We start from the raw sequence: 15,883 nt of genomic DNA, 5'->3' as shown, positions 1-15,883 counted from the left end.
ACCGAAGCGAAAGACTCATGGGATTCGAACAACTCGCCGCCCTGCGCGAACAGCTAGCGGCCGAGCGCGCCGCGCGCGAAGGCCACGGCAGAAATGCGCAGGAAAAACCGGTCAAGGCCGGCAAGAACGATGCGGACAAGCCGCAGGGCGCCAAACCGCCCCAGGCTCGCAAGGACGGGCGGCCCGAAGGCAAGCCGCGGCGCAACCCGGACGCCGGGCGCGACAAGCCGCAAGGCCAGAAGCGCTCCGCACCACAAGCCAGGGCGCAGCAGCCGGAACCCCCGCGCGACCCCTTGCTGGTGGCCATAGGCCGCCTGCAGCACGCGTTTCCCAAGGCTTTCCCCAAGAAGCCGGCCCCGCGCGTGGCGCTCAAGCTGGGCATCGTGCAAGACCTCTACGTCCATGCGGCCAAGCTGCGCTTGAGCGAAGAAGAGATCAAGGCCGCAATCGCCACCTGGTGCAGCGTGGGCCGCTACTGGGCCGCGCTGAGCAAGGAAGCCGTGCGGGTCGACCTGAACGGAGAACCCAGCGGCACAGTGACGGCCGCCGAAGCCGGCCACGCCAGCTTCCTGGCGCGCCAGCAGCGCAAGAAGGCGCAGGCCGCAGCCAAGCCATCGACAGCGGCGCCAGCAGCCCAAGATAGCGCGGCGGATTCGGCGCAGGCTATGCCTGCTACCCAATCGCAGGCTCCCGCGGTTGAATCCCAGGCGTCTGCAGCCCAAGCGCAGGCTCCTGCGGCTGAAATCGACGCTGCGGATTTGAGCTCTTGATCCGTTCGTCGTATTAAGAATCGACGCACGCCACAACGCTGGCGGTGGATATAGCTGTCGACACAGCGCGAGACGCTGCAAGTCGGTCGGATCGCGCCGGAGCAAGTGGGTGGCGGCCTGTCGGAGGCCGCCGAGCCTGAGTAAAAATGGCGGGGGCTTTCCGGATGCGCTGTCTGAGCGTAGCGCAGCGGAGCGAGTTCGCATCCGGCCCGCCATTTTTACTCAGGCGACGGCCCAGGCCTCGTCCAGAGGCCGAGTGAGCCGACCAGGCCGCCACCCACTTGCTCCGGCGCGATCCGACCGACGATTCAAGAACTCAAAGAAGACCCATCAACCGAAACGACCCGTGATGTAGTCTTCGGTTTCCTTGCGCTTGGGCTTGACGAAGATCTGGTCGGTGGCGCCGAACTCCATCAACTCACCCATGTACATATAGGCTGTGTAGTCCGAGCAACGCGCGGCCTGCTGCATGTTGTGGGTCACGATGACCACGGTGTAATCACCCTTGAGCTCGGCGATGAGCTCCTCGATCTTGGCGGTGGAAATCGGGTCCAGCGCCGAGCAGGGTTCGTCCAGCAGCAGCACCTCGGGCTTGATCGCCACACCGCGGGCGATGCACAGGCGCTGCTGCTGTCCGCCCGACAGGCTGCCGCCGCTCTGGTGCAATTTGTCCTTGACCTCGTTCCACAGCGCGGCCTTGGTGAGCGCCCATTCGACACGCTCTTCCATCTCGCCCTTGCTGAGTTTCTCGAACAGGCGCACGCCGAAGGCGATGTTGTCGTAGATGCTCATGGGAAACGGCGTGGGCTTCTGAAACACCATGCCGACCTTGGCGCGGATCAGCGCGATGTCGGTGCTGGTGGTGAGCAGGTTTTCGCCATCCAGCAGGATTTCGCCCTGGGCGCGCTGGCCGGGGTAGAGTTCGAACATGCGATTGAAGGTGCGCAGCAGCGTCGACTTGCCGCAGCCCGACGGGCCGATGAAGGCCGTGACCTTGTTTTCGCGGATCGACATGTTCACATTGCGGATCGCATGGAAATTGCCGTAGTGGAAATTGAGATTCTTGACTTCCAGCTTGGCGGGAGCTTGGCTTGAACTGGGATGTTCCATTTGGGTTCCGGAAAAAGTGGCAGCAGGCGGCAGGGACCGGATGCCTCAGACGTTCGGCTTGCTAAACAAGGCGCGGGCCACGATGTTGGTCAACAGCACCAGCAGCGTGATCAGCAGGGCGCCGGCCCAGGCCAGGCGCTGCCAATCGTCGTAGGGACTCATGGCATATTGATAGATGGTCATGGGCAGGTTGGCCATGGGCGCATTCATATTCCAGGTCATGAACTGGCTGTTGAGCGCGGTGAACACCAACGGCGCGGTTTCGCCGACGATGCGGGCAATGGCCAGCAGCACGCCGGTCACGATGCCCGAGCGCGCCGCGCGATAGCACACCAGGGTGATCATCTTCCACTCTGGGCAACCCAGGGCCGCACAGGCTTCGCGCAGACTGTTGGGCACGAGCTTGAGCATGTCGTCGGTAGTGCGCACCACCACCGGGATCACCAACACCGACAGCACCACCGCCCCGGCCCAGCCGGAGAAATGCTTGGCCTGCGCCACATAGACGGTATAGACGAACAAGCCGACGACAATGGACGGCGCCGACAGCAGCACGTCATTGATGAAGCGCGTGGCCGGTGCCAGCCAGCCACGCCGGCCGTACTCGGCCAGATAAGTACCCGCCAGGATGCCCACGGGCGTTCCGATGAGCGTGCCCACGCCCGCCATCATCGCGCTGCCGACAATGGCGTTGATCAGACCGCCCGGCGAGCCCGGTGCAGGCGTGATCTGCGTGAATAGCGTGAAGGTGAACTGGGCGCCGCCTTTGTACAGCAGCGTGGCGATGATCCAGAACAGCCAGAACAAGCCGAACACCACAGCCAGGAACGACAAGGCCAGCGTCACCTTGTTGATCACGCAGCGGCGCCGGTAGATGGGATTATTCATGTCGAGGGTGGACATGGCTCAGCTCCGTGTGCCTTCACCCTTGGCCAGGCGCAGCAGCAGCAGCTTGGACAGGGCCAGGACAATGGTGGTGATAAGGAACAGGATCAGGCCGAGCTCGATCAGCGCCGACTGATGGGTAGCGCTGCTGGCCTCGGCGAACTGGTTGGCCAGCGCCGAGGCGATCGAGTTGCCGGGCTGGAACAGGGAACCGAGCCGAAAGGCGTTGCCAATGACGAAAGTGACCGCCATGGTTTCACCGAGCGCGCGGCCCAGGCCCAGCATGATGCCGCCGATCACGCCGATGCGGGTGTAGGGCAGCACCACTTTATACATGACTTCCCATGTCGTGCCGCCCAGACCGTAGGCGGACTCCTTGAGCAGCGAAGGCACGAGTTCGAATACGTCGCGCATAACGGCGGTGATGAAGGGGATGATCATCACCGCGAGAATGCCGCCGGCGGTGAACACCCCGATGCCGAAGGCCGGCCCCTTAAACATGAAGCCGATGCCAGGGATGGGGCTCAGGGCGTGGATGAGATAAGGTTCGACGTAGCGCTGAAACAGCGGGGCGAAGATGAACAGCCCCCACATACCGTAGATGATCGAGGGAATGGCAGCCAGCATCTCGATCGCGATGCCCAGCGGGCGGCGCAGCCAGATCGGCGACAGCTCGGTAAGGAACATGGCGATGCCGAACGAGACGGGCACGGCAATGACGAGCGCGACGATGGACGTGGCCAGCGTACCGAAGATGGGCACCAGGGCGCCGAACTGGCTGTTCACCGGATCCCAGTCGCTGTTCCAGAGGAAGGACAGACCGTATTGCTTGATCGTGGTCGTGCTGCCAAATGCCAGCGAGATCAGGATCGCCAGCAGCAGACAGAAAACAGCAAACGCGAAGAAACGCGTCGCGTTGCGAAAGAGCACGTCCGCGAACCCGTGCTTGGGCTTTTTCATAGAGGGAGGTTTTCCGGCGATAACATCCACGGGAAGATTCACCCGCGTTCCGCCCGGCATAGTATCAAGTACCGCACTCATCAGCTTCCCTTTGGACTAGACGGAACAAGGGCGGACCAAGGCCCGCCCCTGCGCCGTTTACTCAAGACATTCCACGATGCGCAAATTACTTGCCAGCGTAGACGGGCTTGCCCGAGGTGTCCTTGATCTGGTCCCAGGACTTGTGGATCTTGGCGACCACGCTGTCGGGCAGCGGCACGTAGATCAGGGATTCGGCATCCTTCTTACCCTTGGTGTAGCCGTAATCGAAGAACTTCAGGACTTCGGCGCCGTTGGCGGGCTTGTCCTGCACCTTCTGCACCAGCACATAGGTGGCCACAGTCAGGGGCCAGGAATTGTCGCCAGGCTCGTCGACCAGCACTACGCCCATGCCCGGCTGGGCATCCCAGTTGGCGTTGGCAGCGGCGGCCGTGAAGGTCTCGAGCGTAGGCTGGACATACTTGCCGGCTTTGTTCGCGACCAGACCGTAGGTCAGGTGGTTGGTGGTCGAGTAGGCGATTTCGACGTAGCCGATCGCGCCCTGGAATTGCTTGACCAGGTTGGACACACCTTCATTGCCCTTGCCGCCCTGGCCCACGGGCCACTTCACGTCAGTGCCGAAACCGATCTTGCTCTTCCAGTCAGCGGACACGTCGGACAGGTAAGTCGTGTAGTTAAACGAGGTGCCCGAGGCGTCGGAACGGTAGATGGGCAGGATGTCCTGATGGGGCAGCTTGACGCCGGGGTTCAGCGCGGCGATGGCCGGGTCGTTCCACGCGGTGATCTTGCCCATGTAGATGTCGGCCAGAACGGTGCCGGTGAACTTCAGTTCGCCGGGCTTGATGCCAGGCAGGTTGACCACGGGAACGATGCCGCCGACCACGCCGGGGAACTGGACCAGATTGTTCTTGTCGAGCTCGGCACCGCTCAGGGCCATGTCCGAAGCGCCGAAGTCCACGGTCTTGGATTCGATCTGCTTGATGCCGGCGCCCGAGCCGATCGACTGATAGTTCACGGCGGAGCCGGTAGCGGCCTTGAAGCCGACGGCCCACTTGGCGTAGACGGGGTAGGCGAAGGAGGAGCCGGCGCCAGTGATGTCGGTAGCCTGGGCCGAGAAAACGGCGGCGCTCAGGGCAACGCCGAGGGTAAGCTGCTTGAAAACACGCGTGAACATCGTTGATCCCTTATTGTGTTGGAGGATGCGGGCAGATTGGATTCTGCTTGTATGCCTGGGCATCTTAGAATCCCCGAATGACAACATTATGACAGTCATAAAAGATAAAGCCTGGGGTAAGTATCCAGGCTTTAAATTTTAACTTCATGAAATCAAACAATATTTTAAGAGCCACCCTGCCCCAGCTTTGCTATCAGACAGTCATGTAAGCCGAAAGGCCGGCGACGATCGACAACCCGGACATAGGCGCCGTCCGCCTGCAGCCGCCAGGCCCATTGGTTGTCGCGCAAGGCATAGGTGAAAGCCTCGGTAATGACCCGTCGCTTGAGCGTCTTGTCATACACGGGGAAAGCCACTTCGACACGGCGAAAGAAATTGCGGTCCATCCAGTCGGCCGAAGACAGGTAGATCGTTTCCTCGCCGTCGGCATAGAAATAGAACACCCGGGAGTGCTCCAGGAAGCGCCCCACCAACGAACGGACCCTGATGTTCTCGGACAAGCCCTTGACCCCGGCGCGCAAGGCGCACACGCCACGCACGATGAGGTCGATTTTCACGCCGGCCTGACTGGCCAGGTAGAGTTCTTCGATGACCTGTTCTTCGAGCAGGGAGTTCATCTTGGCCATGATGTGGGCCTTGCGGCCGGCCCTTGCGGCCTGGGCCTCGGCACGGATCAGTTCCAGCATGCCGGCGTGCAGGGTGAAAGGCGATTGCAGCAAGGACTTGAGCTCGCGCCGCGCGCCCAGGCCGGTCAGTTGGCCGAACACCTTATCCATGTCCTCGCACAGGCGCGGATCAGCCGTCAGCAGGCCGAAGTCGGTATACAGGCGCGCCGTGCGGGGGTGGTAGTTGCCGGTACCCAAGTGAGCATAGCGGCGCAACCGGCCGTCCTCGCGACGCAGCACCAGGGCCATCTTGGCATGGGTCTTGTGCGCGACCACGCCGTAGACCACGTGCGCCCCCACCTCTTCCAGACGCGCCGCCCAGTTCATATTGGTCTGCTCGTCAAAGCGCGCCATCAGCTCCACCACCACCGTCACTTCCTTGCCGGCTCGGGCCGCGGCCAACAGAATCTGCATCAGCTCGGAATCCTCGCCGGTGCGATAGATGGTCTGCTTGATGGCCATGACATCGGGATCGACCGCCGCGGCCGTCAGAAAGTCGATGACGGGCTGGAAAGACTGGTAGGGATGGTGCAGCAGGCGATCGCGTTCGGCAATGGCGGCGAATAGCTCCGCCGGCTTGCCCTGCGTCTTGTCGAACGGTGCGGGTATGGGCGCGAGATACGGCGCGAACAGCAGGTCGGGCCGCGTGTTGTTGTTGCACAGCTGCATCAGGCGCGACAGGTTCACCGGGCCGGGCATGTGATAGGTGTCGTCCGGGGTCAGCGAGAACTCGCGCTGCAGATACCGCTCGAGCTCGGGCGGCATGACCCAGTCCAGCTCCAGGCGCACGGCCGAGCCGAAATTGCGCTGCGACAGTTCGCCCTGCAAGGCCAGCCGCAGATTGGTGACTTCCTCCTCGTCGACGAACAGGTCGCTGTTGCGCGTCACGCGCCACTGGTAGCAGCCGTGTATTGTCAGGCCGGGGAACAGGTCGCCCACGAAGGCGCGCAGGAACGAGGTCAGCAGGATGTAGCCCTCGGGATGGCCCGACAGCTCGGGCGGCATGCGGATGAGCCGCGGCAGCGCGCGCGGCGCCTGCACCACGGCGATCGAGGCCGCACGCCCGAAGGCATCGTCCCCGGACAGCGAAACGATGAAGTTCAGGCTCTTGTTGTAGACGCGCGGGAAAGGATGTGCCGGATCGAGTCCGATGGGCGTGAGCAGCGGCATGACTTCACGCGTGAATACCTCGTGCGCCCACTGCTGCTGCGCCTCGTTCCATTCGGAAGCATGGTGCAGGACAATGCCCTCGGCCTGCAGGCCGGGCAGGATCTGCTCGTTGAGCACCCGGTACTGGTGCTCGACCAGGGCATGGGCCTTGGCCTGTACCCGATCGAAGGCTTCATCGGGCGTCATGCCGTCCGGACCGATCACGGCTGGCGTCTGGCGCTGTTGCTCCTTGAGGCTGGAGATGCGGATCTCGAAGAATTCGTCCAGGTTGGCGCTGACGATGCAGACGTAGCGCAGGCGTTCGAGCAGCGGCACCTGCGGGTGTTCGGCCATGGCCAGGACCCGTTCGTTGAATTTCAGCAACGACAGTTCGCGGTTGAACAGCCGGGGTTGCGCCCCGGCACGCGCCGTAGCCGCGGATTCCTGAATCATGTTTTCGAGTTGGCGTTGTTTCATGATTTACGAGGATAACCAAGCGCGCGCCAAGCCGCCAGTCGCAGCGGCTCTCTATAATCGCGGCTCCGATACTTACCGTCGATACGCCACATGGATCATCTTCTGGCTGCCGTGGACCTGGGGTCCAACAGCTTTCGCCTTTCTATCGGACGTGTAGTCCAGCAGAACGGTGTGGCGCAGATCTACCAGATCGACCGGCTCAAGGAAACCGTGCGCCTGGCCGCGGGCCTGCGGCCGGACAAGCGGCTGGAGGACCCTGCCATCGAGCGCGCCATCGCCGTGCTCGAGCGCTTTGGCGAACGGCTGCGCAGCTTCCAGCCCGACCGGGTCCGTGCCGTGGCCACCAACACTTTCCGCGTAGCGCGCAACACGCCCGATTTCCTGCCCGAAGCCGAGGCGGCCCTGGGTTTTCCCATCGACGTGATCGCCGGCCGCGAAGAGGCCCGTCTGATCTATCTGGGCGTGATGCATAGCCTGCCGCCGTCGGACGACCGCCGGCTGGTGATCGACATTGGCGGAGGTTCCACCGAGGTCATCATCGGCCGCGGCTTCGAACCGAGCCTGCTGACCTCGCTCTACATGGGCTGCGTAAGCTACAGCCGGCAGTTCTTTGGCGACGCCATGGTGGACGCTCACCGCATGAAGCAGGCCGAGATGGCCGCACGTCGCGAGATCGAGGTGATCTCCAAACAATACCGCAAGATGGGCTGGAAGGCCGCCTTCGGCTCCTCCGGCACGGCCAAGGCGCTTTACGCCATCCTGGGCGAATGCGCTTTTTCCTCCGGCGGCATCACCCGGGCCGGCATGAACAAGCTCAAGGAACGCATCATCCGGGCCGGCCGCGTCGTCCCCGAGGAACTGCCGGGCATCAAGCCGGACCGCTCCGACGTGCTGCCGGGCGGGCTGGCCATCATGAGCGCCCTCTTCGACGAGCTGAACATCGAGGTCATGCAAACGGGCGACGGCGCCCTGCGCCTGGGCGTGCTCTACGACTTGCTGGGCCGCCACGACCAGCACGACAAGCGCGACGAATCGGTGCGGCAGTTCATGAAGCGCTATCACGTTGATGCGCGCCAGGCGCACCGAGTGCGAGAAACGGCGCTGGCGTTCTTTGACGCCATCCTGCCTGACGACAAGGAAGAACACGCCGACCTGCGCCGCTCGCTGGGCTGGGCGGCCGACCTGCACGAGGTCGGCCTGACCATCGCCCACAACGGCTATCACCGCCATTCGGCTTACGTGCTGCAGAACGCCGACATGCCGGGCTTCTCGCGCGCCGACCAGCAGTTGATCGCCCTGCTGGCGCTTGCCCACCAGGGCAAACTGGGCAAGGTCGAAGGGCTGGTACGCGACCGGGCGCAATGGCTGGCCATCCTGAGCCTGCGCCTGGCCGTGCTGCTGTTTCGCAGGCGCCAGGACATGGCGCAATTGCCGCTCTCGGTATCGGTCAGGGGTACGTCCATCGTGGTAAAGGTGCAAGGCAAATGGCTGGCGGGCCACCCGCTGAGCGACTTCACGCTGCGCGCCGAAGACTCCGAATGGCGCAAGATCGGCTTCGCGTTCGAGTTGATCGAGCACTGACCGGGGCGGTCAGCCCAGGGCCCAGGACAGACCCTAGGCCTGCTCCAGGCCGAAATGGCGGCGATAGCGGCTGTCCATGCGATCGGTCGTCAGCAGCACGGGAAAATCCGCCGCGTTGAAATCCGGATCCCACGCCGGTTCGCCACACACTCTCGCACCCAGCTTGAGATAGCCTTTGATGAGCGGCGGCACGCGCGCAGGCAGCGTGCTGTCCAGGCGCTCGACCGGGTAGCGGTGCAGCGGCTCGATACGCGGCGCGTTAGGATCCTGCAGATGAGCGGATACGGTGCGCCAGACTTCGGCCGCGGTCACGCCGCCGTCACGCAGGCTTACGCTGGCGCAGCCCAGTACATGGCGATATCCGCCGCGGCGCAGGAACTCGGCCAGGCCAGACCAGAGCAACATGATGGCAGCGCCGCTGCGGTAGTCAGCGTGGGTGCACGAGCGCCCCACTTCCACCAGTTGGTCGCGCAAGCCGGACAGGCCGGAAAGATCGAACTCTGACTCCGAGTAATAGCCGCAGCCTTTGCGCGCTTTCTCAGGCGTCAGGATGCGGTAAGTGCCGACCACCCGCTTGGTGTCCAGCTCGCGCACCATGAGATGCTCGCACCAGGGATCGAAGCGGTCCTGGTCCAGGCCATCTTCCGCGCCCGGGAAGATCGCGCCCATATCCTCGGTGAACACCGAATAGCGCAGGCGCTGGATCTGTTCGACTTCTTCCTGGGTGAGCGCCAAACCTACCGCCAGGCCGCGCGAATGCGCGCCAGGCCAGGCCTCTACGCCATCGGAAGGGGTATCGATGCGGGCAAATTCAAGCATTGCGCAGAACTCCTGTCATAGACGCCAGTTTGCAAGCGCGTCATGTCAGTCATCTGACTGATTCATTACACATCAGTGAATTCTATGCCCAAAACCTGGAGCTTTCCCTTGCCATTTAAATCGACAGGGCATCTGCCAGTCTGCGCGCACAGGACTGCGCCGCCGACTCGTCCTGCGCCTCGACCATGAGGCGCAGCTTGGGTTCAGTGCCCGAAGCGCGGATCAGAACGCGCCCCTTGCCGGCCAGCTCGGCCTCGACCGCCTCGCGGGCAGCAGCCAGTCCGGCATGCGACTGCCAGTCCTGGCCGGGCTTGAGCGGCACGTTGATCATGACTTGCGGAAACATACGCAGGTCGCCCACCCATTCGGCCAGCGGCATGCCGCCACGACACAGGGCTGTGAGCACTTGCAGCGCGGCGATGATGCCGTCGCCGGTGGTGTGTTGGTCCAGGCACAGCAGGTGGCCGGAGTTCTCGCCGCCATAGAGCCAGCCGCGCTCGTTGAGCATTTCGAGCACGTAGCGGTCGCCCACCTTGGCGCGCGCAAAGGGGACGCCCATTTCTTTCAGGCGCAGCTCCAGGCCGTAATTGGTCATCAGGGTGCCCGCCACGCCGGCCACCGGAGCCACAGACAGGCGCGAGCGCACGATGGCATAGAGCAGCTCGTCGCCGTCATACAAGCGGCCCGCGGCATCGACCATCAGCAGGCGATCGGCGTCACCGTCGAGCGCGATGCCCAGATCGGCGCCCTGCCTGGCGACCTCGGCGATCAAAGCCTCGGGATGCATCGCCCCCACATCCTTGTTGATGTTGAAGCCATCGGGCGAGGCGCCGATGACCTGGACCTGGGCGCCCAATTCGCGGAATACGTGGGGCGCGGTGTTGTAAGCCGCGCCGTTGGCCGCATCGATCACCAGGCTCATGCCGGCCAGGTCGAGGTCGCTGGGAAAGGTGCTCTTGCAGAACTCGATGTAGCGCCCTTGGGCGTCGTCGAGGCGGCGCGCGCGTCCCAGCTCGCCGGAGTTCACGCAACCGATCGGATTGTCCAGCTCGGCCTCGATCCGCAGCTCGACCTCATCGGGCAGCTTCATGCCTTCGGCAGAGAAGAACTTAATGCCGTTGTCGTGATAAGGATTGTGCGAGGCGCTGATGACGATGCCTGCCGTCAGGCGCAGCGCGCGGGTCAGGTAGGCTACGGCCGGCGTGGGAATGGGGCCGGCCAGCACGATGTCCACCCCGGCCGCGGCCAGGCCTGCTTCCAGCGCGGACTCGATCATGTAGCCGGAGATGCGCGTATCCTTGCCGATGAGCACCTTTGCGCGGCCCGACCGGTTGGCATGCGCGCCGGACAGGGCGCGGCCGGCGGCATAGCCCAGCCGCAGCGCAAACTCGGCGTTGATGACCGGGCCGCCGACTTCGCCGCGCACGCCGTCGGTGCCGAAATATTTGCGTTGTTGACTCATTCGAATAATCCTTTTTCCACTGCGCGCCATACCTTGAGCGCATCGACCGTCGCCGCCACGTCATGCACCCGCACGAGGGCCGCGCCGCGCGCGACGCAGGCCAGCGCCCCTGCCAGGCTGCCCGGCAGGCGTTCCTGGACAGGGCGGCCGGTGGCCGCGCCTATCATCGATTTGCGCGACAGTCCGACCAGCAAAGGATACCCATGGGCATCCAGCTCGGACAAGCCGTGCAATAACTCGTAATTCTGTGCTTGTGTCTTGCCGAAACCGAAGCCCGGATCGAGCGCGATGCGGCGCGCGTCCACGCCCGCCCCGCGCAGGCGCCGCGCCTGTGCGACCAGAAAGCCGCCCACCTCGCGCAGCAGGTCGTCGTAATGCGGCGCGTCCTGCATGGTGCGCGGCTCGCCCTGCATGTGCATCACGCACAGGCCGCAGGCCGATCCGGCCACGGCTTCAATGGTTCCCGGCAGAGTGAAGCCGTAGATGTCGTTGATCATGTCCGCGCCCGCGGCCAGCACGGCCTGCATGACCTGCGCCTTGCAGGTGTCGACGGACAAGGGCACGCCGCAATCGCGCAGCGCCTCGATCACCGGCAGCAGGCGATACAACTCCTGCCCTGCGTCGACAGCCTGCGAGCCGGGGCGTGTGGATTCGGCGCCCAGGTCAAGGATGTCGGCGCCCTCGGCCAGCAGACGGTGCGCGTGTGCCACGGCGGCGTCCGGGGCTGCGTGCCTGCCGCCGTCGGAGAAGGAGTCCGGCGTGACGTTGACGATGCCCATGACAAGCGGGCGCTCGAGCATCAGCTCGAAGCGCCCGCAAAGCAAGGACGAATATGCGCCCAATCAGGCAACGGCGGTGGTGCCGCCCGCGGTCAAGCCCGACGAGGCCGAGGTATCGGACGAATCGGAAGGACCTTGCGGCGTCTTGGGAGGACGGGGCGGGCGGCCATCGATGATGTCGCCGATCTGGTCGGCGTCGATGGTTTCCCACTCGAGCAGTGCGGCCGTCATGGCCTCGACCTTGTCGCGATTGTCTTCCAGGATCTTGCGTGCCACGCCGTACTGTTCGTCGATGATGCTGCGGATCTCCGCATCGACCTTCTGCATCGTCGCCTCGGACATATGCGTGGTCTTGGTGACGCTGCGGCCCAGGAAGACCTCGCCCTCGTTCTCGGCGTAGACCATGGGACCGAGCGAGTCGGTCATACCGTAGCGCGTGACGATATCGCGGGCGATGGCGGTGGCGCGTTCAAAGTCGTTCGAGGCGCCGGTCGTCATCTGGTTCATGAAGAGCTCTTCGGCGATACGGCCGCCGAACAGCACGGCGATGGTGGATAAGAGGCGGGCCTTATCCATGCTATAGCGGTCGCTCTCGGGCAATTGCATGGTCACACCCAGCGCCCGACCGCGCGGGATGATGGTGACCTTGTGCACCGGATCGGTCTTGGGCAGCATGCGCGCCACGATGGCGTGGCCGGATTCGTGGTAAGCCGTGTTCTTGCGCTCTTCCTCGGGCATGACGATGGAGCGGCGCTCGGCGCCCATGATGATCTTGTCCTTGGCCTTCTCGAAGTCGGACATGTCCACGGTGCGGCCGTTGCGGCGCGCCGCAAAGAGCGCGGCTTCGTTGACCAGGTTGGCCAGGTCAGCGCCCGAGAAGCCGGGCGTGCCGCGCGCGAGAATGGTGGCATCGACGTTGGTGGCCAGCGGCACCTTGCGCATATGCACCTTGAGAATCTGGTCGCGGCCACGGATGTCGGGCAGCGGCACCACGACCTGGCGGTCGAAGCGGCCCGGGCGCAGCAGCGCCGGATCGAGCACGTCGGGGCGGTTGGTGGCGGCGATGACGATCACGCCCTGGCCGGATTCAAAACCGTCCATTTCCACCAGCATCTGATTGAGCGTCTGCTCGCGTTCGTCGTTGCCGCCGCCCAGGCCGGCGCCACGCTGGCGTCCGACCGCGTCGATTTCGTCGATGAAAATGATGCAGGGTGCATGCTTCTTGGCGTTCTCGAACATGTCGCGCACGCGGGCCGCGCCCACGCCGACGAACATTTCGACGAAGTCGGAACCCGAGATGCTAAAGAACGGCACTTTGGCCTCGCCGGCGATGGCCTTGGCCAGGAGCGTCTTGCCCGTGCCGGGCGAACCCACCATCAGCACGCCGCGCGGAATGCGTCCGCCCAGCTTCTGGAACTTGCTGGGATCACGCAGGAAGTCGACCAGTTCCTGCACGTCTTCCTTGGCCTCGTCGCAGCCGGCGACGTCGACGAAGGTGACCTGATTGGTGTTTTCATCGAGCATGCGCGCGCGCGATTTGCCAAAGCTGAACGCGCCGCCGCGTCCGCCGCCCTGCATCTGCCGCATGAAGAAGACCCACACCCCGATCAGCAGCAGCATGGGGAACCACGACACAAAGATGCTCATCAACAGCGAAGGCTCTTCGCGGGCCTTGCCCGATACCTGCACCCCATATTTGAGCAAATCGGAAACCATCCATAGGTCGCCGGGCGAGGTGATCGTATAAGCACGGCCGCCGTCCGGCGTGACGTAGAGCACATCGCCCTGCACGTCGACCTTGCGGATGCGGCCAGCCTTGGCGTCGTCCATGAATTGGGTGTAGCTGACGTTGCTCTGCGTCGGCGCATGGCCGTCAAATTGCTTGAACACCGTGAACAGAACCAGGGCGATCACCATCCAGATCGCGACTTTGGAAAACGAATTGTTCAAGGCCTATCTCCTGCGCGGCTCGCTCCCGCCTGTGATGCGAGCCCAGCGTAATATCGTTGTATCGACGGGTCGTTGCGACGACGAACTTAACAACGACTTAAATGATGTATTGAAACGTCCCATTCTACTCTGTCGCAAGGGATCGCGTTTCTTCCGACTGCAAGCCCGATTGCCCGCCCGTCATTTCAAGGTCCTGCCCACGAGGAAGGTTTCCGCGGATTTGTCGCGCGAGGCCTTGGGCTTGCGCTCCACCACCCGGCGAAAACGCTGCTTGAAGGACTCGACGATCTGCGAGAACCCACTGCCGTGGAAGGCCTTGACGATCAGGGCGCCTTCGGGTTTCAAGTGGGCGCAGGAAAATTCCAGTGCCAGATCACAAAGGTGCTGCATCCGGGCCGAATCGGCCACCCCCACTCCGGACAGATTGGGGGCCATGTCGGAAATTACAAGGTCCACCGCATGGGTACCGACTTTTTCTTCGAGCTGGCGCAGCATTGCGTCCTCGCGAAAGTCTCCCAAGATGAATTCCACGCCGGCCACGGGTTCCATGGGCAAGATGTCCAGGGCGATGATGCGCCCGTCCACCACGCCGCCTGGCCCGGCCAGGCGCTCGCGCGCCACCTGCGACCAACTGCCCGGCGCCGAACCCAGATCGACCACCACGTCGCCGCGCCGCATCAGCTTTTCAACATCAAGGATCTCGATCAGCTTGAAGGCCGCCCGCGCCCGGTAACCCTTCTGCTGAGCCAGCTTCACGTAGGGGTCGTTAATGTGCTGGTGGATCCAGTCTTTGGAGAATTTATTCTTGGCCATTATGCGTACAATTCGGCAATGCCTATATTAGAACTCACCTCTCGCGAGCGCAGCGACCTGCGTTCGGCGGCGCATTCCCTGAAACCCGTCGTGCTGATCGGCGACAAGGGCCTGTCGGACGCCGTGCTCAAGGAAATCGACCTGGCGCTCACTACGCACGGCCTGATCAAGGTGCGCGCTGGCGGCGAAGACCGCGAAACCCGTGAAGCCCTGCTGGCCGACATCTGCGAGGCACTGTCCTGCGCGCCGGTGCACCATCTGGGCAAACTCTTCATTCTCTACCGCCCTTCGGCGCACAAACCCGCGCCCACGGCTCGCCCGGAACAAGCCGCCAAGCCCGTCAAGCGCAAGGCCTCGGAGCCGCACACGCCCAAGAAAATGGCAGCCGAAGGCAAGAAGCTGGCCAGGACGCCGCGCCGCAAGGCCGCCGAACCCGAGGCGCAGGAACCTCCCCGCGCTATGCAACAGGCGGGCAAGCCGCCACGGCCCGGCACCCGCAAGACGGCCTCGACATCCGCTTCGCATGGCGTTCCGCGCCGATCCGGCAGCGCACTCAGCCTGAGGGCCGGCACCCGCCGCGGGCCGTCAGCAGGACAGAAGACGGTGCGCGCCTTCAAGAAATCCTGAGGCACGCGCGCCCGGCCGGCATTTACCACCAGCAGCGCCGAGTGGCAGTGCGCCCTTTGCAAAACCCGAGCGAGGACTGTGTCCTCGCTTTTTTTACACGTAGCGCACCCCGATAACCTCGTATTCACGCACACCGGAGGGCGCGCGGACTTCGACCACGTCGCCTTCGGACTTGCCGATCAGGGCGCGGGCCACAGGACTGGAAACGGAGATCAGGCTGGCCTTGATGTCGGATTCGGCATCGCCCACGATCTGGTATGCCAGACGGTCGCCCGATTCGAGATCTTCGATCTCGACCGTGGCACCGAAGACGACACGGCCGTCGGTGTTCTTAAGGGCGGTGGGATCGATGACCTGGGCATTGGACAAGGTGCCTTCCAGTTCGGCGATACGGCCCTCGATGAAGCCCTGGCGTTCGCGGGCGGCTTCGTATTCGGCGTTTTCAGACAGATCGCCCTGAGCGCGCGCCTCGGCGATGGCGTTGATGACGGCGGGGCGCTCGACGGTCTTGAGCCTATGCAATTCTTGGTTCAGGCGCTCGACGCCGCGCGAGGTCAAAGGAATGGCAGCCATGGTGGTTCCGGACTTTCGATAATCAATGATTGGGCCGGCGCTCGCTAAGG

Annotated in this window: 14 protein-coding genes; 3 read left to right on the top strand and 11 right to left on the bottom strand. The window is 63.7% G+C overall.

Annotated elements, in window-relative coordinates:
- Positions 1-17: 17 nt before the first annotated feature.
- A complete protein-coding gene (locus H143_RS20475; protein ID WP_019938355.1) occupies positions 18-770 on the top strand; it encodes a ProQ/FinO family protein in 753 nt (250 codons plus the stop codon).
- A gap of 330 nt (positions 771-1,100) precedes the next feature.
- Here H143_RS20475 and pstB read toward each other — a convergent pair whose 3' ends face one another.
- The 5 genes from pstB to ppk1 all read right to left on the bottom strand — a co-directional run bounded on the left by pstB (position 1,101) and on the right by ppk1 (position 7,205).
- A complete protein-coding gene (pstB, locus tag H143_RS0111280; RefSeq protein ID WP_019938354.1) occupies positions 1,101-1,880 on the bottom strand; it encodes a phosphate ABC transporter ATP-binding protein PstB in 780 nt (259 codons plus the stop codon).
- Positions 1,881-1,925: 45 nt separating this feature from the next.
- On the bottom strand, positions 1,926-2,783 hold the full coding sequence (gene pstA / locus H143_RS0111275) for a phosphate ABC transporter permease PstA (RefSeq protein ID WP_019938353.1): 858 nt from the start codon (positions 2,781-2,783) through the stop codon (positions 1,926-1,928).
- Positions 2,784-2,786: 3 nt separating this feature from the next.
- Positions 2,787-3,806 (bottom strand): phosphate ABC transporter permease subunit PstC, encoded by a 1,020-nt coding sequence (gene pstC, locus H143_RS0111270; protein WP_026349952.1) that lies wholly within the window; start codon positions 3,804-3,806, stop codon positions 2,787-2,789.
- An 85-nt stretch (positions 3,807-3,891) separates the two neighbouring features.
- Entirely contained in the window at positions 3,892-4,938 is a 1,047-nt protein-coding gene (gene pstS / locus H143_RS0111265) for a phosphate ABC transporter substrate-binding protein PstS (protein WP_019938351.1), read from the bottom strand.
- 164 nt (positions 4,939-5,102) lie between these two features.
- Positions 5,103-7,205: a polyphosphate kinase 1 gene (ppk1, locus tag H143_RS0111260; RefSeq protein WP_019938350.1), complete on the bottom strand. Its 2,103-nt coding sequence runs from the start codon at positions 7,203-7,205 to the stop codon at positions 5,103-5,105.
- A 114-nt stretch (positions 7,206-7,319) separates the two neighbouring features.
- On the opposite strand from ppk1, the gene ppx reads away from it, so the two are divergent.
- Positions 7,320-8,810, top strand: coding sequence for an exopolyphosphatase (ppx, locus tag H143_RS0111255; RefSeq protein ID WP_019938349.1), 1,491 nt, complete (start codon positions 7,320-7,322; stop codon positions 8,808-8,810).
- Positions 8,811-8,843: 33 nt separating this feature from the next.
- On the opposite strand, the gene H143_RS0111250 is transcribed toward ppx, so the two are convergent.
- From H143_RS0111250 to H143_RS0111230, 5 genes are all read right to left on the bottom strand, one after another.
- Positions 8,844-9,629 (bottom strand): GNAT family N-acetyltransferase, encoded by a 786-nt coding sequence (locus H143_RS0111250; RefSeq protein WP_019938348.1) that lies wholly within the window; start codon positions 9,627-9,629, stop codon positions 8,844-8,846.
- Positions 9,630-9,744: 115 nt separating this feature from the next.
- Positions 9,745-11,091 (bottom strand): phosphoglucosamine mutase, encoded by a 1,347-nt coding sequence (gene glmM, locus H143_RS0111245; RefSeq protein WP_019938347.1) that lies wholly within the window; start codon positions 11,089-11,091, stop codon positions 9,745-9,747.
- Positions 11,088-11,891, bottom strand: coding sequence for a dihydropteroate synthase (gene folP / locus H143_RS0111240; RefSeq protein ID WP_051094482.1), 804 nt, complete (start codon positions 11,889-11,891; stop codon positions 11,088-11,090). Before folP ends, glmM begins: the two co-directional genes overlap by 4 nt.
- Positions 11,892-11,933: 42 nt before the next feature.
- Complete coding sequence (ftsH, locus tag H143_RS0111235; RefSeq protein ID WP_019938345.1) at positions 11,934-13,820, bottom strand: ATP-dependent zinc metalloprotease FtsH; 1,887 nt, start codon at positions 13,818-13,820, stop codon at positions 11,934-11,936.
- A 180-nt stretch (positions 13,821-14,000) separates the two neighbouring features.
- The gene (locus H143_RS0111230) at positions 14,001-14,633 is read right to left on the bottom strand and encodes an RlmE family RNA methyltransferase (protein WP_019938344.1); all 633 of its coding nucleotides are present in this window, start codon (positions 14,631-14,633) and stop codon (positions 14,001-14,003) included.
- Positions 14,634-14,651: 18 nt separating this feature from the next.
- Here H143_RS0111230 and H143_RS0111225 point away from each other — a divergent pair, with 18 nt between their 5' ends.
- Entirely contained in the window at positions 14,652-15,260 is a 609-nt protein-coding gene (locus H143_RS0111225; protein ID WP_019938343.1) for a YhbY family RNA-binding protein, read from the top strand.
- A 93-nt stretch (positions 15,261-15,353) separates the two neighbouring features.
- Here the strand turns inward: H143_RS0111225 and greA are convergent, their stop codons facing one another.
- A complete protein-coding gene (gene greA / locus H143_RS0111220; protein WP_019938342.1) occupies positions 15,354-15,833 on the bottom strand; it encodes a transcription elongation factor GreA in 480 nt (159 codons plus the stop codon).
- Positions 15,834-15,883: the final 50 nt, after the last annotated feature.

Origin of the sequence: Bordetella sp. FB-8, assembly GCF_000382185.1 — a bacterium.
Taxonomy (GTDB): Bacteria; Pseudomonadota; Gammaproteobacteria; order Burkholderiales; family Burkholderiaceae_B; genus Bordetella.
The sequence above is the reverse complement of the archived record's forward strand: the minus strand, read 5'-3'. Positions and strand labels throughout refer to the sequence as shown.